Raw genomic sequence first — 24753 nt, forward strand, 5'->3', positions numbered from 1 at the left:
TTAAGTAATTAACTATTTATATAACATACAAAAACAACAAAACCCTATTTTTATTTTGTATAGATTACCTTAAGTAAAATGATTCTTTTTGTTTGTTAGTCGTTATCTTTGCAGCATGTTAGAAGATAAAAATCAAGAAAGAACTTCGTTAGCTGAGCTTGGAGAGTTTGGGTTAATAAACCATTTAACAAAACATTTTAAAATGTATCATTCTTCAACTGTAAAAGGAGTTGGAGATGATGCTGCTGTAATTAATACATCAGGTAAAGAAACTGTAATTACAACTGATTTGTTAGTAGAGGGAGTACATTTTGACTTGAGTTATATGCCTTTGAAACATTTAGGGTACAAAGCAGTAATGGTTAACTTATCGGATGTGTATGCTATGAATGCTAATGCGGAACAAATTACAGTATCTATTGCTGTATCTAATCGTTTTCCGTTAGAAGCTATAGAGGAATTATATGCAGGAATACAGCTAGCATGTGATACTTATAAAGTAGACTTAGTAGGAGGAGATACTACTTCTTCAACAAAAGGAATATTAATTTCTGTTACAGCTATTGGTGCTGCTAATAAAGAAGATATTGTATATAGGGATGGAGCTAAACCTACCGATTTAATAGTAGTTTCGGGTGATTTAGGAGGAGCATATTTAGGTTTGCAAGTATTAGAACGTGAAAAGCAAGTGTTTCAAGTGAATCCTCAAAATCAACCAGATTTAGATAAGTATACTTATATAATTGAGCGTCAATTAAAACCTGAGGCACGTAAAGATATTCCTAAATTATTAGAAGAGTTAGAGGTAAAACCAACTTCAATGATAGATATTTCTGATGGATTATCTTCTGAAATTATGCATATCTGTACGCAAAGTAAAACAGGATGTAAAATATATGAAGATAAATTACCATTAGATCCGCAGGTTATTTCTACTTCTGAAGAGTTTAATATGGATAGTACCATGATAGCTTTAAGTGGTGGAGAAGATTATGAATTATTGTTTACGGTTTCTATAGATGACTATGACAAAATAAAAGGAAATCCTAGTTTAACAGTTATAGGGCACATTACTGAGAAAAATGAAGGAATTAATTTGGTAACACGTGCTAATCAAGAAATTGAATTAAAAGCACAAGGTTGGAATTCTTTTAATAAAGAGTAGAGAATAACAAAATATAATAGATTAAGCACCCGTGTTTGGGTGCTTTTTTAGTTTTCAAAAGACTCTTTTTAAATTATTTTGGAATACGAGTTTTGGTATAAAAATTGTATCTTAGTCAGACAGTAAAAAGAATATTAACAAAAAATCAAAAACGAGAATGGGAATTTTTTCATTTATTAAAAATGCCGGAGCAAAAGTTTTCGGTATCGGAAAAACAACTGAAGAAGAAGCAACAGAAAAAGCTGCGAAATTAGTAGACGCAGTAAATAAACTAGAACTTTCTGTTGAAAATTTAGCTGTTAATGTAGAAGATGATAAGGCTACAGTAACAGGGGAAGCAGTAGACTTAGCTACTAAAGAAAAAGTAGTTTTAGTAGTAGGTAATACAGAAGGAATTGCTTCTGTAGAAGATAATATGACAGTTAAAGAGGTTGAAGTTATCGAAGAAGCTGCAATGGCTCAATTCCATACAGTAGTAAGTGGAGATTCATTAAGTAAAATTGCAAAAGAGTTTTATGGAGACGCTATGAAGTACCCAGTAATTTTTGAAGCAAACAAACCAATGTTAACACATCCTGATAAAATTTATCCAGGACAAGTATTAAGAATACCACCTTTAGTGGACTAATCAAAAGTTAATCAACCAAAGGGAAAAGCACTGCATTTGCAGTGCTTTTTTAGTTTATATAAAAGAGATATTTAAAGATTGGTATGGGATAAAAAAGTAGTAGAAAAGAAGAATATTATCATCATCTTTGCACTTGTTTTTAAAACTATTAAAAATGAACCAAAGAGCGTTAGCACTTACTGCAGCATCTATCGCAACACTTATTTACGGAATTACATTTACTGTAGCCAAAGAAGTAATGGAAGGATATATTCAGCCTTTTGGTTTTATATTACTTCGTGTTGGAGGAGCAGCTATAATTTTTTGGTTGTTAGGGCTTTTTGTAAAAGCACCATCCATTGAGAAAGCAGATTACAAACGAGTAGCAATGGCGGCTTTTTTTGGTATTGCTTTTAATATGCTTACCTTTTTTAAAGGATTAAGCTATACCACACCAATCAATGCATCAGTTATGATGGTGACCACTCCTATTTTAGTGTTAATTTTTGCTAGTATTCTTTTAAAAGAGAAATTAATTCTAAGAAAAATTGCAGGAGTTATTGTTGGGATGGTTGGGGCAGTAATTTTAATAGCTTACGGAAATCCACTTAAAGGAGATGCGACTAATATGGTGTTAGGAAACTTTTTAGTATTTATTAATGCAGCATCCTATGGTATGTATTTGGTGGTTGTAAAAAAACTAATAGCAAAATACAATCCTATTGTTTTTGTAAAATGGCTATACCTTTTTGGGTTGATAATGGTGCTTCCTTTCGGTTTCTTTGAATTGTTAGAAGTACAGTGGCAAACAATGCCTGTTTCAATTTTCTTTAAAGCGGGTTTTGTAGTGTTATTCACTACTTGTATTACTTACTTGTTTAATTTATTTGCATTATCAAAACTAAAACCAACTACAGTAAGTGTTTTTATGTATTTACAACCTGTGGTAGCGGCTATTTATGCATTGATTGTAGGAAGTGATCATTTAGATGTAATTAAAATAGGTGCAGCATTGTTAATCTTTTTAGGAGTATTTTTGGTAACCAAACGTCCAGCAGAAACTCCCAATAAATAAACGTATCTTTGCGGATTATTAAACCGAAGTTATGATACAGTCAATGACGGGTTACGGTAAATCCGTACTACATTTACCCTCTAAAAAAGTAACAATCGAAATTAAATCTTTAAACAGTAAAAATTTAGATTTAAATACTAGAATTCCTTCATACTACAGAGAAAAGGAGTTAAATGTTCGAAAAAAATTAGCAAGTAATTTAGTGCGTGGTAAAGTAGATTTTTCTATTTATGTAGAAATGACTGCCGATGAGACTTCAACTACTGTGAATACTGGCGTGGTACGAGAGTATATGCAGCAGTTAAGAAATGTAACTCAAGTAGGAACTTCTGATGATGTTGAGTTAATGAAAATGGCTGTTAGAATGCCAGATGCTTTAAAAACAGAACGTGAAGAGTTAGATGAAGAAGAGTGGAAGCAAATAGATGCTCATATTGATGAAGCATTAAAAGAAATTATTCAGTACAGAATAGACGAAGCAAAATCATTAGAAGAAGATTTTAAAACAAGAATACTTAATATTCAATCAGCTTTAGAAGAAGTTAAAAAGTTAGACGGTGATAGGATAGAACATGTTAAAGAACGCTTACAAAAAGCATTAACAGATTTAAAAGTTGAGGTTGATGAAAATCGTTTTGAACAAGAGTTAATTTACTATTTAGAGAAGTTAGATATTAACGAAGAAAAAGTACGTTTAGCTAATCACTTAGAGTATTTTTTACAGCAATTAGCAACCGAAGATTCTAATGGAAAAAAATTAGGATTTATAGTACAAGAAATAGGAAGAGAAATCAACACTACAGGGTCAAAAGCTAATTTTGCACCAATGCAAAAATTAGTAATCCAAATGAAAGACGAGTTAGAAAAAATAAAAGAGCAAATTTTAAACGTTTTATAAAAATGTCGAAAGAGTTTAAAGGGAAATTATTTGTGTTTTCAGCACCATCAGGTTCAGGTAAAACTACTATTGTACGTCATCTATTGGCGCAAGAACGTTTTAATTTGGAATTTTCAATCTCTGCTACTTCAAGAGCTCCAAGAGGTGAAGAAGTTGAAGGGAAAGATTATTATTTTATCTCTGCAAAAGAATTCAAACAAAAAATAAAAAATGACGAGTTTTTAGAATGGGAAGAAGTGTATCGTGATAATTTTTATGGAACGTTAAAAACAGAAGTTGAACGAATTTGGGCACAAGGAAAACATGTGATTTTTGATATTGATGTAGTTGGAGGTTTACGTATAAAAAAGAAATTTCCAGAAGAAACCTTAGCTGTGTTTGTAAAACCACCAAGTGTTGATGAATTGAAAATTCGTTTAAAGAAAAGAAGTACTGAAAGCGAAGATAAAATCAATATGCGTATTGCGAAAGCATCAGTAGAATTAGCAACAGCACCACAGTTTGACAAAATCATTAAAAACTACGATTTACCTGTAGCTTTACAAGAAGCAGAAGATTTAGTAGATGATTTTTTAGGAATAGAAAAAGAAGTTAAAAAAGAATAAATCTAGCATCTTCATAGGTCTAGATTCTAGTATCTATAAATATGAAAAACATAGGATTATACTTTGGAACTTTTAATCCAATTCATATAGGACATTTAATTATAGCCAATCATCTGGTTGAAAACTCAGATTTAGATGAAATCTGGATGGTAGTGACGCCTCATAACCCTTTTAAAAAGAAAAGCTCGTTGTTAGATAATCATCATCGTTTAGAAATGGTGTATTTAGCAACTGAGGAATATGAGAAAATTCAACCATCAGATATTGAGTTTAACCTACCACAACCAAATTATACTATAAATACATTAGTTCATATTTCAGAAAAGTTTCCTCATCATAAATTTAGTTTAATCATGGGGGAAGACAATCTGAAAAGTTTACATAAATGGAAGAACTATGAAGTTATTTTAGAAGATTATGATATTTATGTTTACCCAAGAGTATCAAACGGTGTGGTAGAAAACCAATTTAAAGATCATAAGAAAATTCATAGAGTAGAAGCTCCTATTGTACAAATATCTTCAACCATGATTCGCAATGCTATAAATGAAGGGAAAAACTGTAAACCTTTGTTGTCTGAAAAGGTGTGGAAGTATATAGATGAGATGAATTTTTATAAAAAATAGTTTCGCCGTTTTTTCGTTGTATATTTGAAATCCAAACAAGTATAAAACGTGGCAAAAAATAAAAAAAAGCGAAAGCTAAAACAAAAACTTACTGATAAGTATCGCTTAGTAATTATAAATGAAGATACGTTTCAAGAACGGTTTTCCTTAAAGTTATCACGATTAAATGTTTTTGTATTTGGAGGAGTGTTTTCCATACTTCTCATTATACTTACTACTTTGTTAATTGCTTTCACAGGTATACGAGAATACATACCAGGATACTCTTCAACAGCTTTAAAAAAGAAAGCTACTCGCTTAACGTACGAAGCAGATTCGTTAAAAACTAGGTTGTCGGTTCTTGAAGGTTATACAAAAGCTTTAAAACCTGTTTTAACAGGACAAATTGAGCCAGAAAAGATAGATTCGATAACAAATGAAATGAAAACCATAGCTTTTGATGAAAGTAAATTACAAGCATCAAAGGAAGATTCATTGTTTAGAGAAAAAATAGAGAGTAAAGACTTGTTTCCTTTGTATAATGGAGGAGCAAATAGAGTTAAAAATGTATTCTTTTCACCATTAACAGGAAGTATATCGCAACCGTTTGATGTTAATGACAAACATTATGCGATTGATATTGTAGCTAAAACAGGTACACCTGTAAAAGCAGTAGCAGACGGTACGGTTATATTGGCAGAATGGACAGCAGAAACAGGCTATGTAATAACGATACAACATTCCAACGAATTTATATCTGTATATAAACATAACGGAACTTTATTAAAGCAACAGGGAGATGTTGTAAAATCAGGAGAAGCAATAGCAAGTGTAGGTTCTACAGGAGAATTAACTACCGGACCCCATTTACACTTTGAGTTGTGGAATAACGGGTTTCCAGTAAATCCAACAAACTATATAGATTTTCAGTAAACAGAAAAAGAGCATGAGTATAAAATCAATATTAGCAATTCCATTTGCGAAAATTGTTCGTAAACAAGTGTATAAATGGGCAAACAGCCCGCATAAAACACAAGAAAAAGTTTTTCAATATTTGGTTACTGAAGGATGTAAAACAGCGTTTGGAAAAGATCACGATTTTATATCAATCAATAATTACGAAGATTTTAAAAAAAGAGTTCCAATTAACGATTATGAAGGCTTACGTCATTATGTAGATAGAGTTGTAGCAGGAGAAGAAAATGTCTTGTGGAAAGGAAAGCCTTTGTATTTTGCTAAAACTTCAGGAACAACTTCAGGAGCAAAATATATTCCTATAAGTAAAGAATCAATGCCAACACATATCAAAGCAGCTCGAAATGCTTTGTTATTTTATATTACAGAAACAAATGATGCTAGCTTTGTTGATGGAAAGATGATTTTTTTACAAGGAAGTCCAGTTTTAGAAGATAAAAACGGAGTAAAATTAGGTCGTTTGAGCGGGATAGCAGCGCATTATGTTCCAAATTACCTCTTAAAAAATCGTTTACCAAGCTGGGAAACCAACTGTATTGAAGATTGGGATATCAAAGTAGATAAAGTAGTTGAAGAAACCTTGCCAGAAAACATGACGGTAATTAGTGGAATTCCGTCGTGGGTACAGATGTATTTTGAACGACTGATTGAGAAAACTGGAAAAACAGTTTCTGAAATTTTTCCAAACTTTAATTTCTTTGTGTATGGAGGTGTAAATTTTGAACCATACAAGAACAAATTTGAAACGTTAATTGGAAAAAAGATAGACTATGTAGAGTTGTATCCAGCATCTGAAGGGTTTATTGCATATCAAGATTCGCAAACCGAAAAAGGAATGTTGTTACAGTTAAATTCAGGAATGTTTTATGAATTTATTCCAGCAAATGAATTTTTTGATGAGAATCCAACAAGAATTTCATTAAAAGACGTTCAGTTAGGGGTGAATTATGTCATTATTTTAAACACCTCGGCTGGTTTATGGGGGTATAATATTGGTGATACTGTAGAATTCACTTCTTTAAAACCATATAGAATAAAGGTAACAGGACGTATAAAACACTTTATTTCTGCTTTTGGGGAGCATGTAATAGGTAAAGAGGTTGAAAAAGCATTGAATGATGCTATAAAAGGAACAGATGTTAATGTAAGTGAGTTTACAGTAGCTCCGCAAGTAAATCCAGAAAGTGGATTACCTTATCATGAGTGGTTTATAGAGTTTGAAAAAGAACCTGAAAATTTAGATGAACTAGCATCTAAAATTGATGCATCGATGCAAGAGCAGAATGTATATTACTTCGATTTAATTGAAGGGAAAATTTTACGTCCACTTATCATTAGAAAAGTGAAAAAAGGAGGTTTCCATGAGTATATGAAATCTATAGGAAAGTTTGGAGGTCAGAATAAAATCCCACAACTATCAGATAATCGAAAAATAGCTGATGTATTGCAAAATTTTTTAGTAGAATAAACAGAGTAAAATGAAAATTGTAGCAACAAACATAGGAGAAAGAAAAGAAATCGATTGGAAAGGAAAAACTGTGACGACAGGAATTTTTAAATTCCCTGTTGAAACTCCTATTTTTTTAGATGTAGAAAAAGTAAAAGACGATGCTGTTTGTGATAGGAAATATCATGGAGGAATAGATCAAGCAGTATATGCCTATTCAGAGAATCATTATGCGTATTGGAAAGAGTTGTATCCTAATTTAGATTGGAATTATGGAATGTTTGGTGAAAACTTAACTGTTTCGGATTTAGAGGAAAGTCAATTGCATGTGGGAGATACTTTTAAAGTGGGAGAAGTTATTATTGAAGTAACCAAGCCGCGTCAACCTTGTATGAAGTTAGGGGTGCGTTTTAACGACATGAAGATTGTAAAACAATTTTGGCAGCAAAACTTACCAGGTGTATATTTTAAGATACTTCAAACAGGTTCTGTAAAATCAGGTGATAAGCTTGAGCAAATAAAAAGCTACCCTCAAAACCCAACCATTGAAGAGGTTTATAAGAGTAAGAGGGAAGCAAAGTTTACCTCTAAGAAGTAAATTTTTTAGAATCTAAAATATTTTTTGAAGCCATTGAGGCAAATCCCATTTTGTATAAAATATCAGCTCTAGTATTTTCTTTATGGTTTAATGTTTCCATGGTTTCAATAATATCTTCTTTAAAACCATTTCTATGATAAGTTTTATGAACTTCTTTGATAAAAGAAGTTGGAACTTGAAAATAGTGTGAGCCAATAACATCCATGGCAGCACCTCTTGAAAGTAGATAAGCCTCGTTACCAAACTTCTTTTTATCTACAGTAGGGTACAAGTGCATGTCAATAGCAGTTTTAATAGCGGAAGCTTTATTTTCACTGTCGTACTTCTTTACAAAATCATTTGAGAAAGAACCTCCGTAATTGGCAAAGCATTGTTTACTGCATATGTGGTTGTGAGTATTCGTTAAACCAATATCATGTAGCATTGAGGAAACAAATAGTAACTCTTGATCATAATGTAGCTTTTCTGAAAGAGCAATACCTGCAGACCAAAAGAAGGTTCTATAAGAATGGTAAAGCAATATAGGGTTACATAACTCATTTGCCTCTTCTAAAGCTAGTTTAGATAGCTTAGAATTTGGAATATTTATAGTATCAATATCAAACTTTATTTTAGATTTAATACCAATTTTATATAGCGTTTTAGTGAAACTCTCTTTTAATTTTGAGGTAATTAAAAGCTTTTTAAACTGCTGGATTTCTTTTCTGTTGAGTACAGACGGACTATAGTTATTATGTATTTGCATTACTTGTTTTTTTAGGACAAAGCAAATATAAAACAAAAACATACCAAGTAGTATGTTTTTTTAAGTTTAAGATTATTTTAAAGTAGTTAAGTAAAGTTTTAATTGCTTTAAATGATGAGTATACGTGTTTGTTTTATTGCTTAACTTACCAAGAGTTCTAGCTCCCCAATAACTAGCAATGATAAAGTTGGCAACTTCTTTGGCGTTACTATTTGTATTAATAGTATTGTTTTGTTGTTCTTTGGTAATAGAAGTAGCAATAGCATTTGTCCATAATGACTTTGTTTCATCAAGAGCTTCTTTAAAATCATTGTCTAAAGGCGACATTTCTTGAATTAAGTTAGCTAAAGGACAACCATACTCTATAGTTAAAAAAGAATTGTGTAAAAGCAACTCTTCAATCATTGTATATAAAGAATTATGTAAACTTTTAGAAGAAGAAAGAAAGCTTACTGAAAAATCAATGGTTTTTGGTTGTATTACTTCTTTAATAACAGCAATTCCCATTTGCTTTTTATTTTTAAAATGATAATAAAAAGCACCTTTTGTTACTTTAGTGGTAGCTATAATCTCATCAATACTAGTAGATTGATACCCTTTCTTATAAATAAGTTCAAAAGCTTGTTGTAAAATAGTTGCTCTTGTGTTCGTAGATTTTTTCATTCGTTGTAACTTACTCTTTATTAATTTACATGTAGCACAAATTTACTATTATGTACATAACAAAGTAATACTAAGACTACAATTTAGGCTAAAAAGAGATTTTAGTTAGGAGCATTCCATCCGTGTATGAAGTTTTCAATAATAAAACTGAAGAATTCAAAAGTCAACACTATTGCAAACATTACCACGACTACTTTAAGTACTTTCTTATTCATTTTGTTTTTGTTCTAACTCAAATACTTTTTGTAGCATTTTATCATCTCGCTGATCTACTTTATATAAACCTTCGTCACTAAAAAGTTCACGAGCAATCAATACTTTTAAGTTACTGCGAAGTTGATTTTTTGTTCTTTCAGAAAGTCTAAAGTCTTTTAATTTTGCTAAGAATTTATCAGAAATTTCATTGTTTTTATCAAAGTTGTTAATAAAATCTTCAACTGTTAATGAAGCTAGTTTTTTACGATTATCATCTACATACGAAAAAGCAAAGTCATTTAAAGGACGGAAGAAAATCGTAGGAACATAAGCTGAGGTATCTACTGCTACAAAATAATCAGGAATAATTCCACCACCACCATATACTATTTTTCCTTTAGGAGTAGTGTATTTTAAGCTGTCAACAGTTTTAATACTGTCTTTGGTAAACAACTCTCCATTTTCTAGTCGATGCTCAAAATCGTGACTGTATTCTTCTGAATCTGCGTCTTTTTTATAAGGCTTTTGAATAGAACGTCCTGTTGGAGTATAATATCTGGCAGTAGTTAATCGTACTGCGGAACCATCTCCTAAATCCATTTCTTGTTGTACCAATCCTTTACCAAAAGAACGACGCCCGATGATAATTCCTTTGTCATTATCCTGCAAAGCACCAGCTACAATTTCAGAAGCAGAGGCAGAATTTTCATCTATCAATACATACAAGCCACCGTGTTCAAAATCACCTTTATCAGTAGCAAAAGACTCTACAATATCTCCTTTGTTGTTTTTTGTAAATACAATAAGCTTATCTTTTTCTAAAAATTCATCTACAATATCATTAGCAATATCAATAAAACCACCACCATTTCCGCGAAGATCTAAGACCAAATCAGTCATTCCTTTGGTGAGTAATTTGTTTAAAGAAGATTTAAACTCAATATAGGTGTTACGAGCAAAACGATCTAGTTTTATATAACCAACACTATCGTTTAACATATATGCAACATCAACACTTTTGATATTTACCTTACCGCGATTAATAGTGATATCAAAAATACTATCATTGGTTTTTCTATAAATTTGTAAATCAACTTTAGTGTTTGGTTTCCCTTTTAAAGCTTTCATTATTTGGGAAGTTTGCAGTTTTTTCCCGTAAAGAGTATCCTTATCTGCAAGTAAAATTCTATCACCTGCTTTAATTCCTGCTTTAATACTTGGTCCACCTTTAATAGGTTCTATAACGGTAATAGTATCACCAATCATACGAAATTGAACACCAATTCCTACAAAATTACCTTGCATATTTTCGGTAACCAATTGTAAGTTTTCCTTAGGTATATATACTGAATGAGGATCTAATTTACCTAACATCTCTGCAATAGCCCCGTCTAACAATTCATCAGTGTTAACATCATCAACATAATCACTTTGAATGTAATCAATCAAACGTTTTATCTTTCGTTCACTAGATGAGCTTTTTCCAATAAGACTACTTGAATCTCCATTGCTAAAAAAGGTTCCGATAAGAATACCGAAAACTACTGCAATAGATAAATATATAGGTAAATTATTCTTGTTCATAAGGTAAATAGGTCAGTTCAACACCAGCTTTCTCTAAAAAATCTAATCCTGATCGGTCTTTATATGCACTAGCATATACTACACGTTTTATTCCTGCTTGATGTATTAATTTACTACATTGTTGGCAAGGAGAAAGTGTAATATATAAAGTAGCGCCTTTGCACGATTGTGTAGAAGAAGCTACTTTTAAGATAGCATTGGCTTCGGCATGTAGTACATACCATTTGGTGTATCCTTCTTCATCTTCACAATAATTTTCAAAACCAGAAGGAGTACCATTATAGCCATCAGAAATAATCATTCGATCTTTAACAATTAAGGCGCCTACTTTTTTACGAATACAGTGTGAAAGTTGCCCCCATTCATTTGCCATTTTTAAATAGGCAATGTCATATTTTAATTGTTTTTTCTTCAAAATTTTTAGTACGATTTTTCTTAGATAAGCTAAGGTAATTAGATTTGAGTTAGTTAGTCGTTAATTTTTTACCAAAAAACACGATCAAACATCATTTGTAAAGCGAACCCGATTACGATTGATGACATGATTAAAATCCAATCACGACGGTTTACACTAAAGATTGATTGTACTAAAGCACCAATTAATAAAATACCTAGTACAATAATAATTTGTGCTACTTCTACACCTAAGGCAAATTCTACTAAAGGTAAAAATTTATCAGAAGTTTTTCCAATCATAATTTTAAAATAGTTAGAAAAACCAAGTCCATGAATTAACCCGAAAAATAAAGCAAAAAATAAATTCTGATTTTCTTTTCCTACCGATGCCTTCTTAGCCGTTAATACATTCATTAATCCCGTAATAAAAATGGTTAATGGAATTAAAAACTCAATTAAATCTGCTCGTACATTTAATATTCCGTACGCTGAAAGGGCTAGGGTTATTGAGTGTCCAATAGTAAACAAAGTAATTAACCATAAAACTTTTGTCCACTGTTTAAATTGATACACAACAGCTAATACAATTAAGAATAAAATGTGGTCATAGGCTTTAAAGTCTAACACATGAAACAAGCCCATTTTAAAGTAGAAGATAAAATCGTTCATTCGGGGTTTTTAAATTTTTATTTGTCGATCTATTTGTTGGTCTAAAGATATAAAAGTTTCGGTTCTTGAAACTCCTTTTATGGTTTGAATATCCTTATTTAACAAATGCATTAAGTCTTCGTTGTTTTTACACAGTATTTTGATGAAAATAGCGTAGTTACCAGTAGTGTAGTGACTTTCTACAATTTCAGGAATTTCTTTTAAACGTTTAATTGCCGAAGAGTATAAGCTAGAAGAATCTAAAAACACACCAACAAAAGCGGTAGTAGTATATCCTAATGCTTTTGGGTTTAATATCATTTTGTAACCATCAATTAAATCCGATTCGTCTAACTTTCGTAATCGTTGATGAATGGCAGCGCCAGATATTCCTACTTCTCGGGCGATACTTAAAATAGGGGTACGTGCATCTTTTACAAGGCGTTTGATAATGATTTTATCAATTCCGTCAATTTTTAATTTTCTAACCATGAAACAAAAATAAGGAAAGTTTGATTATCAATAAAAAATAATAAATTATTGTTTTTCGATAATTTTATTATATTTGACCTCGCATTAATTAATCAAAAATTGAATATGAAATCAGTATTAAGTATTTTAAAGGTTTTTTGTACACTATTAGTAGTTAGTGTGTTTATCGATTTTATAAAAAGGCTGCATAAAATTTTCTATTACTTGTTTAATGGAGGAGAAAGATCTTTAGTTTTTAATATGCAAGTACCAGATAATTGGCCCGATAGTGTGTATTACTTTTTATCAATTACTTCTTTAGCTCTAATTATTTATATGGTTCTTTTAACAGTTGATTTTAGGCAAGTAATTTTTAATTTTTCAAAAGATGATGTTTTTACAACAGAAAATAGTAAGCGATTAAGGAGGGTAGGAAAAGGGCTAATTGTTTATGGAATTGTAGTCTTAAGTTTTAAAGTAGTATTAGGTTTAGCAATTGATGGAAACTTGTCTTTAAGTACAAGCTCAGATCCATCATATAGTAGTGGATATATATTAGGATATACTGTAGGTACTTCAATAAGTAAAATGCTACCAATATTTGCAATGGCTTTATTTATACAATTTATTTCTTTCATTGTAGGAAAAGGAAATGTATTGAAAGAAGAAAATGACTTAACAATATAGGTATGCCAATTATTGTAAACTTAGATGTAATGCTTGCTAAACGGAAGGTGAAAAGCAAAGAACTGGCAGAAATTGTGGGAATTACTACGGCAAATTTATCTATCCTAAAATCAGGAAAAGCCAAAGCTATTCGTTTTTCTACGTTAGAAGCTATTTGTAAAGCATTAGATTGTCAACCAGCAGATATTTTAGAATTTGTAGAGGAGTAAAAACAGAAGATTCTGTACCTTTACAACTATGTATGCGTTGGTAGATTGTAATAACTTTTATGCTTCTTGTGAGCGGGTTTTTAATCCGGATTTGCAAGGGAAGCCTGTGGCTATTTTAAGTAATAACGATGGGTGTGTTATTTCAATGAGTGACGAAGCAAAAGAACTTGAACTTCCGTTTGGAGCCCCAATTTTTAAGTGGGATCAGTTCTGTAAAAATAATAATATCTCAGTGTTGTCGTCAAATTATCCGTTGTATGGTGATATGAGCGCTAGAGTGATGAAAATTTTAGAACAATTTTCTCCAGATGTGGAAGTATACTCTATTGATGAAGCTTTTTTACAATTCAAAGGTTTTGATGAATATGATTTTAATTCTTATGGAATTGAAATAAGAAGTAGAATTTTACAATGGACGGGTATTCCAACTTGTGTAGGAATTGCGCCAACAAAAGCGTTGAGTAAAGTTGCTAATAAAATTGCTCGAAAATTTCTGAAAGAAACAGGAGGAGTGTACGTGATTGATTCCGAAGAAAAAAGGATCAAAGCATTAAAATGGATCCCTATAGAAAGTGTTTGGGGAATTGGTAGAGGTATACAGAAGAGACTACTTGCTAAAGGGTGTAGAAAGGCGTACGATTTTACACAGTTAAATGATGATTGGGTATTGAAAAACCTTTCAATAACAGGTTGGAAGTTGAAAAAAGATTTAGAAGGAGAGTCTAAAATACAGTTAGATGAACCTACTAACAAAAAAGCAATAGCAACAACTAGAAGTTTTGAATACACGTTTTCTGACTTAGATAATATTAAAGAAAGAATCTCTACGTTTGCTGTAAGTTGTGCAGAAAAATTACGCAAGCAAAACTCTAGTTGTCATATGGTAATTGTACTATTACGTAGTGATTATCATAAAAAAGATACAGAGCAACACCGAGCAAGTAAAACGGTTGTATTTCCGTACCCAACAAACTCTACATTAACTATAAGTAAAAGTGCGGTACAAGCGGTAACTGCTATTTTTAAAAAAGGAATTAAATATAAAAGAGCAGGGGTAATTGTAACAGGATTGGTACCTTCAGATAATTATCAATTAGATATGTTTGCAAAGGAAGACCCAAAGCATGCTTCTTTAATGAGTGTAATAGATAAAATTAATCAGACTTATAAAGCAGATAAGATTAAATTGGCTAATCAAGATTTGCAACGTACTTGGAAGATGCGTCAAGAGCGATTATCACCAAAATACACTACTAATATTAAGGATATTATCAAGGTAAAGTAAGTTTAGACCAACAACAAACAATAAGATGTTACGAAAATTAAAACAAGTAAAAGCATCAGATTCATTAACCTTCTTTTTACCAAAAGAGTTAAACGAAAGTGAGGGAGCTATCTTTATGGACATAGGGATTTCTGCGGGATTTCCTTCTCCTGCAGATGATTTTAGAGAAACACGTATTTCGTTAGATGAAGAACTTATTAGAAACAAAGAGGCTACTTTTTTTGCACGTGTAAGTGGACAATCGATGATTGGTGCAGGGTTAGATGATAATGATTTGTTAGTGATTGATAGAAGTATTCCGCCTACAAATAATAAGATAGCCGTTTGTTTTTTAGATGGAGAGTTTACGGTAAAACGTTTGCGTGTTGAAGGAAATGAGGTATGGTTACAGCCCGAAAATCCAGATTATCCAATTATTAAAATTACAGAAGAAAATAATTTTATTATTTGGGGAATTGTTACCAATGTGATTAAGAAGGTGTAGCGGAGAACCAAGACCGCTTTGCTGTTAGACAGAAGAATCAAGACTTTTTTAGAAAGATCAAAGAGTCAATCTGAATTTTGTGCGAAGAATTTCAAAATAAAAAATCCAGCAAACTGCTGGATTTTTTAGTCTTTACTCTTCAGTATAAAAGCTTTGTGTCTAAAAAAAGATTAACAAAACTCGTCGTACGCTGCTGCCAAGTTTTGAGCAATAGCTTGTGCAGAACGACCTTCAATATGATGACGTTCTAACATATGTACTAAATTACCATCTTTAAATAAAGCAATTGCAGGAGATGATGGAGGGAAAGGAATCATATATTCTCTTGCCTTCGCTGTAGATTCTTTTTCTACACCTGCAAATACAGTAGTTAAGTTAGTAGGAGTTTTATCTGCTCCTAAAGAAGCGATAGCACCTGGTCTTGCAGTACCTGCAGCACATCCACAAACAGAGTTTACCATTACTAACGTAGTTCCTTCTTTGGCTAAAGCATTGTCAACGTCTTCAGCAGTATATAAAGCTTCAAAACCAGCATCAATTAATTGATCGCGCATTGGTTTTACTAATTCTTCTGGATACATATTTTTGAATTAAAAATTTAAGGCAAAGATACTTCTTTTCACGGCAACAATCAACCCGAAATAAGTATGGAGATAGATTGGTAATGTTTTATCTTTGTGACCTCTAAAAAACAAACAATGGGAAAATTTGGAAAATGGCTTGGAGCAGGAGCTGGCTTTACATTAGGTGGGCCAATAGGAGCTATTATTGGGTTTGCTGTAGGAAGTTTTATTGATGGAATTTCTGTAGAAGATTTTGTACAAGAGCAGCAAGAATATCAAAAAAAGACAGGAGGTCAACCAAGAAGGGGAAGAGCTACTTCAGGTGATTTTGAAATAAGCTTATTGATATTAGCATCGGTAGTTATCAAATCTGATGGAAAGATAGATAAGCGTGAGTTAGATTATGTTCGTATGTACTTTGTGAAAATGTATGGTAAAGAACGAGCAAATCATGCATTCAAATTATTTAACGGTATTATTAAAAAGCAAATATCTACACGTCAGGTTTGCTTACAAATACGCCAGTACATGTCGCATGCTACACGGTTACAATTGCTGCATTTTTTGTTTGGGATAGCAAAAGCAGATGGACAAGTAACTAGTGTAGAGGAAGAAGAAATTAGAAAAATAGCAAGCTATTTGTATATTAATGAACATGATTATTCTTCAATAAAAGCAATGTTTTATGATGAGTCTGATGCAGCTTATAAAATGCTTGAAATAAAGAAAGATTCAACGAATGATGAAGTAAAGAAAGCTTATCGAAAAATGGCTAAAAAACATCACCCAGATAAGTTGCAAAACTTAGGAGAAGAACATAAAGAAGGAGCTAAAGAGAAGTTTCAAAAAATACAAGCAGCTTACGAACAAATTAAAAAAGAACGAGGAATTAGTTAGTTTGTTCATAGAAAATTAGGAATAACGTAAAAAACACTTCAATTATGAGGTGTTTTTTTATATCTCAAATTCAACAATTACAAGAAAATACGTAATTTCGCACATTCAATTAATATACCGACAAAATGAGTAAAAAGTTTACTGAATACAAAGGATTGGATTTACCAAAAGTAGCAGAAGAAATATTAAACTATTGGGAAGAAAACAACATCTTTGAAAAAAGTATTACTACACGTGAAGGAAACGAACCATTTGTGTTTTTTGAAGGACCACCTTCAGCAAACGGTTTACCAGGAATTCACCACGTAATGGCACGCGCCATTAAAGATATTTTTTGTCGTTATAAAACCCAAAAAGGATACCAAGTTAAGCGTAAAGCTGGTTGGGATACACATGGGTTACCTGTAGAATTAGGTGTTGAAAAAGAATTGGGAATCACCAAAGAAGATATTGGAACCAAAATTACGGTTGAAGAATACAACGAAGCGTGTAAAAAAGCTGTAATGCGTTACACTGATATCTGGAATGACCTAACTCAAAAAATGGGGTACTGGGTAGATATGGAAGATCCATATATTACCTATAAACCAAAATATATGGAGTCGGTTTGGTGGTTATTAAAACAAATCTATAATAAAGATTTGTTGTACAAGGGGTACACAATTCAACCGTATTCACCAAAAGCAGGGACAGGGTTAAGTTCGCATGAGTTAAATCAACCAGGAACGTATCAAGATGTTACGGATACTACAGTAGTAGCTCAGTTTAAAACAATCAAAGAAACATTACCAGAGTTTTTACAAGTTGAAGGAGATGTACACTTTTTAGCATGGACAACTACTCCATGGACACTTCCATCAAACACGGCATTAACGGTTGGTCCAAAGATTGAATATGTTTTAGTAAAAACATTCAACCAATACACCTTTGAACCAATTCAAGTGGTGTTAGCTAAAAACTTAGTATCAAAACAATTTGCTGGGAAGAAGTTTAATCAAGTAGAAGATGTAGCGGAATTAGCAAATTATGCTGAAGGAGACAAGCAAATTCCATATGCAATTGTAAAAGAATTTATAGGAAAAGACTTAGTAGGTATTAAATACGAGCAATTATTACCATTTGCTTTACCATATCAAAATCCAGAAAATGCTTTTAGAGTAATTTCCGGAGATTTTGTGACTACAGAAGACGGTACAGGTATCGTACACACAGCACCTACGTTTGGTGCAGATGATGCATTAGTTGCAAAACAAGCAACTCCAGAAGTACCACCAATGTTGGTGTTAGATGAAAATGAGAATCCAGTTCCGTTAGTAGATTTACAAGGGAAGTTTCGCCCAGAAATGGGAGAATATGCAGGTAAATATGTAAAGAATGAATACTATACAGAAGGTGAGGCTCCAGAAAAATCGGTAGATGTAGAATTAGCAATTCAGTTAAAAACAGAAAATAAAGCTTTTAAGGTAGAAAAATATGTGCACAGTTATCCTAACTGTTGGCGTACCGATAAACCAATTTTATACTATCCATTAGATTCTTGGTTTATCAAGGTAACCGATGTAAAGGATAAAATGTTCGATTTAAACGAAACTATTAACTGGAAACCAAAATCAACAGGAGAAGGACGTTTTGGTAACTGGTTAAAAAATGCCAATGATTGGAACTTGTCACGTTCTCGTTTTTGGGGAATTCCGTTACCAATATGGCGTACTGAAGACGGAACAGAGCAAATCTGTATCGGTTCTGTAGCTGAATTAAAAGAAGAAATTCAAAAATCAGTAGATGCAGGTGTGATGACTGAAGATATTTTTGCTGATTTTGAAGTAGGAAACATGTCAGAAGATAACTATGATAAAATCGACTTACACAAAAATGTAGTAGATAAAATTATCTTAGTTTCTGCTTCAGGAAAAACAATGAAGCGTGAAAGTGATTTGATTGATGTATGGTTCGATTCTGGTTCTATGCCATATGCACAATGGCATTACCCATTTGAAAACAAAGAATTAATAGATAATAAAGAAAGTTATCCAGCTAACTTTATTGCAGAGGGAGTAGACCAAACTCGTGGATGGTTCTATACGTTACATGCTATCGGAACAATGGTGTTTGATTCTGTAGCTTATAAAAATGTAGTGTCTAACGGATTAGTATTAGATAAGAACGGACAAAAAATGTCAAAGCGTTTAGGAAATGCTGTTGATCCGTTTACCACGTTGTCAGAATATGGTCCAGATGCCACACGTTGGTACATGATTTCAAATGCAAATCCTTGGGATAACTTAAAGTTTGACTTAGCAGGAATAGAAGAGGTAAAGCGTAAATTCTTCGGAACTTTATATAATACTTATTCATTCTTTTCATTATATGCTAATATTGATAACTTCACGTATAGTGAAGCTGAAATAGCTATTAATGAACGACCAGAGATTGATCGTTGGATTTTATCTGAATTAAATACATTAGTTCAGAAAGTAGATAAATTCTATGCTGAATACGAACCAACCAAGGCTACCAGAGCAATTTCTGACTTTGTTCAAGATCATTTAAGTAACTGGTACGTGCGTTTATGTAGAAGACGTTTTTGGAAAGGTGAATATGCACAAGATAAAATCTCTGCATACCAAACGTTATATACTTGTATGTTAACGGTAGCAAAATTAGGCTCTCCAGTAGCGCCTTTCTTTATGGATCGTTTGTATAAGGATTTAACAAAAGCTACAGGAAAAGAAAGTTTTGAAAGTGTACATATTGCAGAGTTTCCTAAATACAATGCTGATTTAGTAGATAAGTCATTAGAACGTAAAATGGAAAATGCACAAACAATATCTTCGTTAGTATTGTCTTTAAGAGCTAAAGAGAAAATTAAAGTGCGTCAACCATTACAAAAAATAATGATTCCTGTATTGGATGCAACTCAAAAAGAAGAAATTTTAGCGGTGGCAGATTTAATAAAATCAGAAGTTAACGTTAAGGAGATAGAATTGTTAGATGATGCTTCAGGAATTTTAGTAAAACAAATCAAACCAAATTTTAAAGCATTAGGGCCTAAATTTGGTAAGGATATGAAGTTGATAGCTAATAAGATACAAGGGTTTACACAAGAAGATATCATCAAAATAGAAAAAGAAGGTGAAATTTCTGTGGAAATTAACGATAAAATGATTACTTTAGGAACCGCTGATGTGGAGATTTCATCGAAAGATATCGAAGGGTGGTTAGTAGCCAATGCAGAAGGGTTAACAGTTGCTTTAGATGTTACAATAAACGACGAATTACGCAAAGAAGGTGTGGCAAGAGAATTAGTTAATAGAATTCAAAACGCACGAAAAGACACAGGTTTAGAAGTAACCGATAAAATAAAATTAACCATTTTACAAGCTGATGATTTAAGAGAATCGGTATTGGCAAATGAAAATTACATTAAAGCAGAAACATTAACAAATGAATTAGTTTTTGTTGATGATTTAAAAAATGGTACAGAAATTGAGTTTGATACCATTAAAAGTAGAATGTTAATTGAAAAAATATAGCATTATGGATGATGTTAAAATAAGATATTCAGATAGTGATTTACTAGAGTTTAAGGAAATCATTCAAAAGAAAATTGAAAAAGCTGAAGAAGATTTAAGATTGCTACAAGCATCATATAAAAACGGTTCAGATAACGGAACCGATGATACGTCGCCAACATTTAAATCTTTTGAAGAAGGATCTGATACGATGGCTAAAGAGGCAAACATGCAGTTAGCTATTCGTCAAGAAAAGTTTATTCGTGATTTAAAAAATGCCTTAGTTCGTATTGAAAACAAAACGTATGGTATTTGTAGAGTTACAGGTAAGCTAATTCAAAAAGAACGTTTAAAGTTAGTACCTCATGCTACTTTAAGTATCGAAGCAAAACGAAAACAATAACTTTTTAAGTTAAAATTAATAGAGCCTCTTTTAGAGGCTTTTTTTGTATGAAAAAATATCTATTATTATTTACTCTAATAAGTGTTCAACTTCTTTACTGTCAAGAAAAAATAATACAGAAAAGAAAAATTTTAGTAAACGAACTCGAAGTCGTCACTTACGGTTTGGACGATATTGTTATAGAAAATTCCAAAGATGAAGAACTTGAAGTAATTTTATTAGATGAAAATCCACATACACACAATATACTATTCAAAAAAGAAGGAGAGATTCTTACAATAACATTTGAATTAAATATTCCAACATTAAAAAGAGAAGTCTTTCGAAAATATATAACGAGGAGGCTAGAAAGAGCTAGGGCAGTTATAAAAGTTCCCAAAAACAAACATATAAGCATTCATGGAAAAACTATCGGAGTAACTTCAAAAAGTTATAAAGGAGATATAAATATTTATATAGAAAGAGGAAATATAAAATTAAATACTGTTCAAGGAAACTCAAACATAGGTCTTTTTCAGGGAAATGTTTTTGCGCAAATGACTTCAAAAAGTAAGTTAGATTTAAAAACTAACAATGGAACAATCCTTATAAATGGAGAAAGAAAAACATCACCGTTTTCTAAAGAAGTGACATCTGCTTCTAAAACACTTACTATAAATTCTATTCATGCAAATATTAATATTGAATTAAAGTAATTAACAAAAATTTATAATAATTAGACGTAACAAATGAAGCATCATTTTGTCTAATGGTTAATTAAAAACTAAGAAATGAATAAAAGTATACTAACCACAGCAGCAATTGCAGCATTACTATTAACAAGTTGTAATTCTACTAAAAAGACAACAAACGATTTAGCTGTTCAAACCCCAATTGTAACAACTTTAGATTTAACAAAAGTTGATAATGATAAAGTACCTGTAATAATTAACCCAGGTAGGTTTACAGTTGAAAAAGTAACATATCGACTACCAAGAGTTGTTCAAGGAACATATTCTGTGAGTGATTTTGGTAAATATGTAGACAGCTTTAAAGCTTTAGACTATGAAGGAAACGAATTAGAAGCTACAAAAGTTGATACTAATACTTGGGAAATTAAAAATGCTCAAAAATTAGAAAAAGTAACCTATTTAGTAAACGATACTTTTGATATGGAAGTTTCAGGAGGGATTGGAGGAGAAACACCATTTTCACCTGCAGGAACAAATATTGAGCCTACAAACTATGTGTTAAATCTTCACGGATTTGTAGGTTATTTTGATTCTTTAAAAAACAATCAATATAAGTTAGATGTTGTTTCACCTACTAATTTTAAAAGAACTTCTGCTTTACAGGAGGTAGGAACAAAAACAAGTGAAGATGGTTCAACCTTAACTTCAAGCTATTTTGCACCACGTTATTTTGATATCACTGATAATCCTATGTTTTATGGAAATCTAGATGTTGAAGAGTTTAAAGTAGGTGATATTAAAATTGTATTAAGTGTATACTCTCCAAATAAAAAACACTCAGCTGAAAAAATTAAAGCTGTGATGGAAAAAATGATGCAAGCACAAAAAGCATATTTAGGAAGTGTTAACAGTACTGCTCGTTACGATATTTATTTATATCTATCTGACGGAACTGAAAAAGCACCTAAAGGATTCGGAGCTTTAGAACATCATACATCAACAGTAGTAGTGTTACCAGAAGCAATGCCTGATGAAGCATTGGCAAAAAGTATGATTGATGTAGTGTCTCACGAATTTTTTCATATTGTAACTCCGTTAAGTGTACATTCAGAAGACGTACATTATTTTGATTACAATCAACCAACATTTTCTAAACATTTATGGATGTATGAAGGAATTACAGAATACTTTGCTACATTATTTCAAGTAAACCAAGGTTTGGTAACAGAAGATGAATTTTACAGTAAAATTATGGGTAAAATTAAAACAGCATCTTCTATGAACGACTCTATGAGTTTCACTAAAATGAGTGAAAATGTATTAGAAGAACCGTATGCTTCTCAGTATTATAATGTTTATCAAAAAGGAGCTTTAATAGGTATGTGTATCGATATTTTAATGCGTGAAGAAAGTAATGGAGATAGAGGTGTGTTATCATTAATGAAAGAATTATCATTAAAATACGGAAAAAATAAACCATTTGAAGATGATAAGTTAATTGAAGAAATTACTGAAATGACATATCCATCAATAGGAGCGTTTTTAAATACACATGTAGTAGGAGGTACACCAATTAATTATAATGAGTTTTTTGCTAAAGCAGGATTAATGTTAAATGAGTCAAAAGTGAAAACAAATTATATCCAAAATAATGGAGCAATTATTGTTAGACCAGATCAAGCGACACAAACTATCCGATTTACAGAAGCAGTAAAAGATAATAGTTTTTGGGCTGAAAACGGTGCACAACCTAACGATGCAATCAAAGAAGTAGATGGTATTGCGGTAACAAAAGAAAATGCAAACCAGGTTTTTACCAAAATGTTTATGTGGCAACCAGGAAATGAAGTTGAGGTGAAATTAGAAAGAGATGGTAAAGAGGTGGTTATTAAAACAACCTTAACTCAATCATATACAAAAGGAACTAGTTTAAAAGATAACCCGAACGCAACACAAAAACAAAAAGAACTAAGAAAAGCTTGGTTAAAAGGATAGTTTTCTTTTTTATCTATATAAGTTAAGACCAATATGACTAAAAGTTTATTGGTCTTTTTCTTTCTATAAACCAGAAAGAAAACATAAAAATAGTTTTCTTATTTTTGTTTCCATTAAATAAAAAAAATGTCTAAAAAACACATAGCAATACTTACCGTAGTTCTGGCAATTTTAATTGATCAAATTAGCAAAATTTACATCAAAACACATTTTCAGCTAGGAGAAGAAGTAGTTGTTTTTAACGATTGGTTCAGAATCCATTTTACTGAAAATAACGGAATGGCGTGGGGCTTTGAATTTGGTGGTAAAGCAGGAAAATTATTTTTAACTTTATTCAGAGTTGTTGCGGTCACAGGTATTGTGTATTGGTTATGGCAATCTATCAAGAGAAAAGCGCATACAGCCGTTATTATTGCGATAGCATTAATTTTAGCAGGGGCAGTAGGAAATATCATCGATTCTGTTTTTTATGGTGTAATTTTTGATTCTTCTTATCATAATGTTGCTACACTTTTTTCAGATAATCCTTACGGAGAACTATTTCATGGAAAAGTGGTTGATATGTTATACTTTCCTATTTATGAAGGTGAAAGCTTCACGTTTTTCAATGCTATTTTTAATGGGGCAGATTCTTGGATTACTATAGGAGTGGCTTTGTTATTTATTTTCAATAAACAAGCATTTCCTAAAGAAGAAAAAGAAACAAAACAAGTTTCATAATACACTATAGATACTTTTCCTATATTTATAGAAAAAGAAAACAATGCGTTTATTAAAATATCTTGCCGTTTTTGTATTAGGGTTTTTAGTTGCAAAATTTTGGTATGAAAAGAAAGAAGAAAAGTACGAGCAAGAAGAAATTCAAGTTGTATTAAACGGAATTCAGAACTTAAGTAAGCTAGTAGTTTCAGAAGGGAACTTTTCTGAGATGTATAGCTTTACAGATGCAAAGAAATATTTTTATGGATATCTTACATTCGAGAAAAAAGCAATGCTTTCTGTGAATGCCAAAGTTGAGGTGGGATATGACTTATCGAAATTAGATATTCAGATAGACAGTATTGGAAAACAAATTATCATTAATAAAATTCCCGAGGAAGAAATTTTCATTTCCCCAGATATTAAATATTTTGATTTACAACAAAGTCAGTTTAATACTTTTTCTAAGCAAGAACTAAATAAGCTCAACGCTAAAGCTATTGAAAAGATTCAATCGACAATTACTGTGTCTAAACTGCAAAAAGACGCTAAAACACGTTTATTTGAAGAATTATCTAAGATTTACCAACTTTCTAAAATTTACAACTGGAAAGTGGTAGATAATACTAACTCAGAGATGTTTGAATCGTTACTGCTAAAAGATTAATCTT

Annotated in this window: 27 protein-coding genes; 20 read left to right on the top strand and 7 right to left on the bottom strand. The window is 31.6% G+C overall.

Features of this window, described 5'->3' with window-relative positions; translation table 11 throughout:
* Window positions 1-115 precede the first annotated feature (115 nt).
* From thiL to ACKTTR_RS01595, 9 genes are all read left to right on the top strand, one after another.
* Complete coding sequence (gene thiL, locus ACKTTR_RS01555; protein WP_408026211.1) at window positions 116-1165, top strand: thiamine-phosphate kinase; 1050 nt, start codon at window positions 116-118, stop codon at window positions 1163-1165.
* Between the two features lie 157 nt (window positions 1166-1322).
* A complete protein-coding gene (gene lysM / locus ACKTTR_RS01560) occupies window positions 1323-1793 on the top strand; it encodes a peptidoglycan-binding protein LysM (RefSeq protein WP_167712895.1) in 471 nt (156 codons plus the stop codon).
* Between the two features lie 154 nt (window positions 1794-1947).
* Window positions 1948-2847, top strand: a complete 900-nt coding sequence (locus ACKTTR_RS01565) for a DMT family transporter (protein ID WP_408026212.1) — start codon at window positions 1948-1950, stop codon at window positions 2845-2847.
* A gap of 31 nt (window positions 2848-2878) precedes the next feature.
* On the top strand, window positions 2879-3745 hold the full coding sequence (locus ACKTTR_RS01570; protein ID WP_244210675.1) for a YicC/YloC family endoribonuclease: 867 nt from the start codon (window positions 2879-2881) through the stop codon (window positions 3743-3745).
* 2 nt (window positions 3746-3747) lie between these two features.
* Window positions 3748-4350, top strand: coding sequence for a guanylate kinase (gmk, locus tag ACKTTR_RS01575; protein ID WP_408026213.1), 603 nt, complete (start codon window positions 3748-3750; stop codon window positions 4348-4350).
* A 41-nt stretch (window positions 4351-4391) separates the two neighbouring features.
* Entirely contained in the window at window positions 4392-4976 is a 585-nt protein-coding gene (nadD, locus tag ACKTTR_RS01580; protein WP_408026214.1) for a nicotinate (nicotinamide) nucleotide adenylyltransferase, read from the top strand.
* A 48-nt stretch (window positions 4977-5024) separates the two neighbouring features.
* Window positions 5025-5888, top strand: a complete 864-nt coding sequence (locus ACKTTR_RS01585) for a M23 family metallopeptidase (protein WP_408026215.1) — start codon at window positions 5025-5027, stop codon at window positions 5886-5888.
* Between the two features lie 13 nt (window positions 5889-5901).
* The gene (locus tag ACKTTR_RS01590; protein WP_408026216.1) at window positions 5902-7398 is read left to right on the top strand and encodes a GH3 auxin-responsive promoter family protein; all 1497 of its coding nucleotides are present in this window, start codon (window positions 5902-5904) and stop codon (window positions 7396-7398) included.
* Between the two features lie 10 nt (window positions 7399-7408).
* The gene (locus tag ACKTTR_RS01595; protein ID WP_408026217.1) at window positions 7409-7975 is read left to right on the top strand and encodes an MOSC domain-containing protein; all 567 of its coding nucleotides are present in this window, start codon (window positions 7409-7411) and stop codon (window positions 7973-7975) included.
* On the opposite strand, the gene ACKTTR_RS01600 is transcribed toward ACKTTR_RS01595, so the two are convergent.
* The 6 genes from ACKTTR_RS01600 to ACKTTR_RS01625 all read right to left on the bottom strand — a co-directional run bounded on the left by ACKTTR_RS01600 (window position 7965) and on the right by ACKTTR_RS01625 (window position 12698).
* Window positions 7965-8720 (bottom strand): HD domain-containing protein, encoded by a 756-nt coding sequence (locus ACKTTR_RS01600; protein ID WP_408026218.1) that lies wholly within the window; start codon window positions 8718-8720, stop codon window positions 7965-7967. The two genes, ACKTTR_RS01595 and ACKTTR_RS01600, sit on opposite strands and share 11 nt — an antisense overlap.
* A gap of 72 nt (window positions 8721-8792) precedes the next feature.
* On the bottom strand, window positions 8793-9383 hold the full coding sequence (locus ACKTTR_RS01605) for a TetR/AcrR family transcriptional regulator (RefSeq protein WP_408026219.1): 591 nt from the start codon (window positions 9381-9383) through the stop codon (window positions 8793-8795).
* 207 nt (window positions 9384-9590) lie between these two features.
* Window positions 9591-11162 (bottom strand): S41 family peptidase, encoded by a 1572-nt coding sequence (locus tag ACKTTR_RS01610; protein WP_408026220.1) that lies wholly within the window; start codon window positions 11160-11162, stop codon window positions 9591-9593.
* Window positions 11149-11580: a deoxycytidylate deaminase gene (locus ACKTTR_RS01615; RefSeq protein WP_099214653.1), complete on the bottom strand. Its 432-nt coding sequence runs from the start codon at window positions 11578-11580 to the stop codon at window positions 11149-11151. Before ACKTTR_RS01615 ends, ACKTTR_RS01610 begins: the two co-directional genes overlap by 14 nt.
* Before the next feature lie 65 nt (window positions 11581-11645).
* Entirely contained in the window at window positions 11646-12227 is a 582-nt protein-coding gene (locus ACKTTR_RS01620) for a HupE/UreJ family protein (RefSeq protein ID WP_028892203.1), read from the bottom strand.
* Between the two features lie 9 nt (window positions 12228-12236).
* Window positions 12237-12698 (bottom strand): Lrp/AsnC ligand binding domain-containing protein, encoded by a 462-nt coding sequence (locus ACKTTR_RS01625; RefSeq protein WP_047789927.1) that lies wholly within the window; start codon window positions 12696-12698, stop codon window positions 12237-12239.
* Between the two features lie 105 nt (window positions 12699-12803).
* Between ACKTTR_RS01625 and ACKTTR_RS01630 the strand changes: the two genes are divergently transcribed.
* From ACKTTR_RS01630 to ACKTTR_RS01645, 4 genes are read left to right on the top strand one after another with little or no spacing between them, the layout of a single operon-like run.
* Window positions 12804-13364 carry a DUF2975 domain-containing protein gene (locus ACKTTR_RS01630; RefSeq protein ID WP_408026221.1) on the top strand — a complete coding sequence of 187 codons (561 nt, stop codon included), beginning with the start codon at window positions 12804-12806 and terminating at the stop codon, window positions 13362-13364.
* A gap of 2 nt (window positions 13365-13366) precedes the next feature.
* Window positions 13367-13573, top strand: a complete 207-nt coding sequence (locus tag ACKTTR_RS01635) for a helix-turn-helix domain-containing protein (RefSeq protein WP_408026222.1) — start codon at window positions 13367-13369, stop codon at window positions 13571-13573.
* 28 nt (window positions 13574-13601) lie between these two features.
* Window positions 13602-14858, top strand: a complete 1257-nt coding sequence (locus tag ACKTTR_RS01640) for a Y-family DNA polymerase (RefSeq protein ID WP_408026223.1) — start codon at window positions 13602-13604, stop codon at window positions 14856-14858.
* A 25-nt stretch (window positions 14859-14883) separates the two neighbouring features.
* The gene (locus tag ACKTTR_RS01645; RefSeq protein WP_125066010.1) at window positions 14884-15342 is read left to right on the top strand and encodes a LexA family protein; all 459 of its coding nucleotides are present in this window, start codon (window positions 14884-14886) and stop codon (window positions 15340-15342) included.
* A 170-nt stretch (window positions 15343-15512) separates the two neighbouring features.
* Here the strand turns inward: ACKTTR_RS01645 and ACKTTR_RS01650 are convergent, their stop codons facing one another.
* A complete protein-coding gene (locus ACKTTR_RS01650) occupies window positions 15513-15923 on the bottom strand; it encodes a BrxA/BrxB family bacilliredoxin (RefSeq protein ID WP_073182156.1) in 411 nt (136 codons plus the stop codon).
* A 117-nt stretch (window positions 15924-16040) separates the two neighbouring features.
* Between ACKTTR_RS01650 and ACKTTR_RS01655 the strand changes: the two genes are divergently transcribed.
* The 7 genes from ACKTTR_RS01655 to ACKTTR_RS01685 all read left to right on the top strand — a co-directional run bounded on the left by ACKTTR_RS01655 (window position 16041) and on the right by ACKTTR_RS01685 (window position 24749).
* Window positions 16041-16802 carry a TerB family tellurite resistance protein gene (locus ACKTTR_RS01655; protein WP_408026224.1) on the top strand — a complete coding sequence of 254 codons (762 nt, stop codon included), beginning with the start codon at window positions 16041-16043 and terminating at the stop codon, window positions 16800-16802.
* 125 nt (window positions 16803-16927) lie between these two features.
* The gene (gene ileS / locus ACKTTR_RS01660) at window positions 16928-20335 is read left to right on the top strand and encodes an isoleucine--tRNA ligase (RefSeq protein ID WP_408026225.1); all 3408 of its coding nucleotides are present in this window, start codon (window positions 16928-16930) and stop codon (window positions 20333-20335) included.
* 4 nt (window positions 20336-20339) lie between these two features.
* Window positions 20340-20717 (top strand): TraR/DksA family transcriptional regulator, encoded by a 378-nt coding sequence (locus tag ACKTTR_RS01665; protein WP_121148680.1) that lies wholly within the window; start codon window positions 20340-20342, stop codon window positions 20715-20717.
* Window positions 20718-20764: 47 nt separating this feature from the next.
* Window positions 20765-21412: a DUF4097 family beta strand repeat-containing protein gene (locus ACKTTR_RS01670; protein ID WP_408026226.1), complete on the top strand. Its 648-nt coding sequence runs from the start codon at window positions 20765-20767 to the stop codon at window positions 21410-21412.
* A gap of 75 nt (window positions 21413-21487) precedes the next feature.
* On the top strand, window positions 21488-23383 hold the full coding sequence (locus ACKTTR_RS01675) for a M61 family metallopeptidase (protein WP_408026227.1): 1896 nt from the start codon (window positions 21488-21490) through the stop codon (window positions 23381-23383).
* 126 nt (window positions 23384-23509) lie between these two features.
* A complete protein-coding gene (locus tag ACKTTR_RS01680) occupies window positions 23510-24103 on the top strand; it encodes a lipoprotein signal peptidase (protein ID WP_408026228.1) in 594 nt (197 codons plus the stop codon).
* 43 nt (window positions 24104-24146) lie between these two features.
* Window positions 24147-24749, top strand: a complete 603-nt coding sequence (locus ACKTTR_RS01685) for a DUF4230 domain-containing protein (RefSeq protein WP_408026229.1) — start codon at window positions 24147-24149, stop codon at window positions 24747-24749.
* Window positions 24750-24753: the final 4 nt, after the last annotated feature.

Source organism: Tenacibaculum litoreum (assembly GCF_964513915.1).
GTDB classification, from domain to species: Bacteria; Bacteroidota; Bacteroidia; order Flavobacteriales; family Flavobacteriaceae; genus Polaribacter; species Polaribacter litoreum.

Coding starts and splice junctions, on each gene's coding strand:
- thiL (WP_408026211.1), top strand. CDS start 116: ATGTTAGAAGATAAAAATCAAGAAAGAACTTCGTTAGCTGAGCTTGGA.
- lysM (WP_167712895.1), top strand. CDS start 1,323: ATGGGAATTTTTTCATTTATTAAAAATGCCGGAGCAAAAGTTTTCGGT.
- ACKTTR_RS01565 (WP_408026212.1), top strand. CDS start 1,948: ATGAACCAAAGAGCGTTAGCACTTACTGCAGCATCTATCGCAACACTT.
- ACKTTR_RS01570 (WP_244210675.1), top strand. CDS start 2,879: ATGATACAGTCAATGACGGGTTACGGTAAATCCGTACTACATTTACCC.
- gmk (WP_408026213.1), top strand. CDS start 3,748: ATGTCGAAAGAGTTTAAAGGGAAATTATTTGTGTTTTCAGCACCATCA.
- nadD (WP_408026214.1), top strand. CDS start 4,392: ATGAAAAACATAGGATTATACTTTGGAACTTTTAATCCAATTCATATA.
- ACKTTR_RS01590 (WP_408026216.1), top strand. CDS start 5,902: ATGAGTATAAAATCAATATTAGCAATTCCATTTGCGAAAATTGTTCGT.
- ACKTTR_RS01595 (WP_408026217.1), top strand. CDS start 7,409: ATGAAAATTGTAGCAACAAACATAGGAGAAAGAAAAGAAATCGATTGG.
- ACKTTR_RS01600 (WP_408026218.1), bottom strand. CDS start 8,720: ATGCAAATACATAATAACTATAGTCCGTCTGTACTCAACAGAAAAGAA.
- ACKTTR_RS01605 (WP_408026219.1), bottom strand. CDS start 9,383: ATGAAAAAATCTACGAACACAAGAGCAACTATTTTACAACAAGCTTTT.
- ACKTTR_RS01610 (WP_408026220.1), bottom strand. CDS start 11,162: ATGAACAAGAATAATTTACCTATATATTTATCTATTGCAGTAGTTTTC.
- ACKTTR_RS01620 (WP_028892203.1), bottom strand. CDS start 12,227: ATGAACGATTTTATCTTCTACTTTAAAATGGGCTTGTTTCATGTGTTA.
- ACKTTR_RS01625 (WP_047789927.1), bottom strand. CDS start 12,698: ATGGTTAGAAAATTAAAAATTGACGGAATTGATAAAATCATTATCAAA.
- ACKTTR_RS01630 (WP_408026221.1), top strand. CDS start 12,804: ATGAAATCAGTATTAAGTATTTTAAAGGTTTTTTGTACACTATTAGTA.
- ACKTTR_RS01635 (WP_408026222.1), top strand. CDS start 13,367: ATGCCAATTATTGTAAACTTAGATGTAATGCTTGCTAAACGGAAGGTG.
- ACKTTR_RS01640 (WP_408026223.1), top strand. CDS start 13,602: ATGTATGCGTTGGTAGATTGTAATAACTTTTATGCTTCTTGTGAGCGG.
- ACKTTR_RS01645 (WP_125066010.1), top strand. CDS start 14,884: ATGTTACGAAAATTAAAACAAGTAAAAGCATCAGATTCATTAACCTTC.
- ACKTTR_RS01650 (WP_073182156.1), bottom strand. CDS start 15,923: ATGTATCCAGAAGAATTAGTAAAACCAATGCGCGATCAATTAATTGAT.
- ACKTTR_RS01655 (WP_408026224.1), top strand. CDS start 16,041: ATGGGAAAATTTGGAAAATGGCTTGGAGCAGGAGCTGGCTTTACATTA.
- ileS (WP_408026225.1), top strand. CDS start 16,928: ATGAGTAAAAAGTTTACTGAATACAAAGGATTGGATTTACCAAAAGTA.
- ACKTTR_RS01665 (WP_121148680.1), top strand. CDS start 20,340: ATGGATGATGTTAAAATAAGATATTCAGATAGTGATTTACTAGAGTTT.
- ACKTTR_RS01670 (WP_408026226.1), top strand. CDS start 20,765: ATGAAAAAATATCTATTATTATTTACTCTAATAAGTGTTCAACTTCTT.
- ACKTTR_RS01675 (WP_408026227.1), top strand. CDS start 21,488: ATGAATAAAAGTATACTAACCACAGCAGCAATTGCAGCATTACTATTA.
- ACKTTR_RS01680 (WP_408026228.1), top strand. CDS start 23,510: ATGTCTAAAAAACACATAGCAATACTTACCGTAGTTCTGGCAATTTTA.
- ACKTTR_RS01685 (WP_408026229.1), top strand. CDS start 24,147: ATGCGTTTATTAAAATATCTTGCCGTTTTTGTATTAGGGTTTTTAGTT.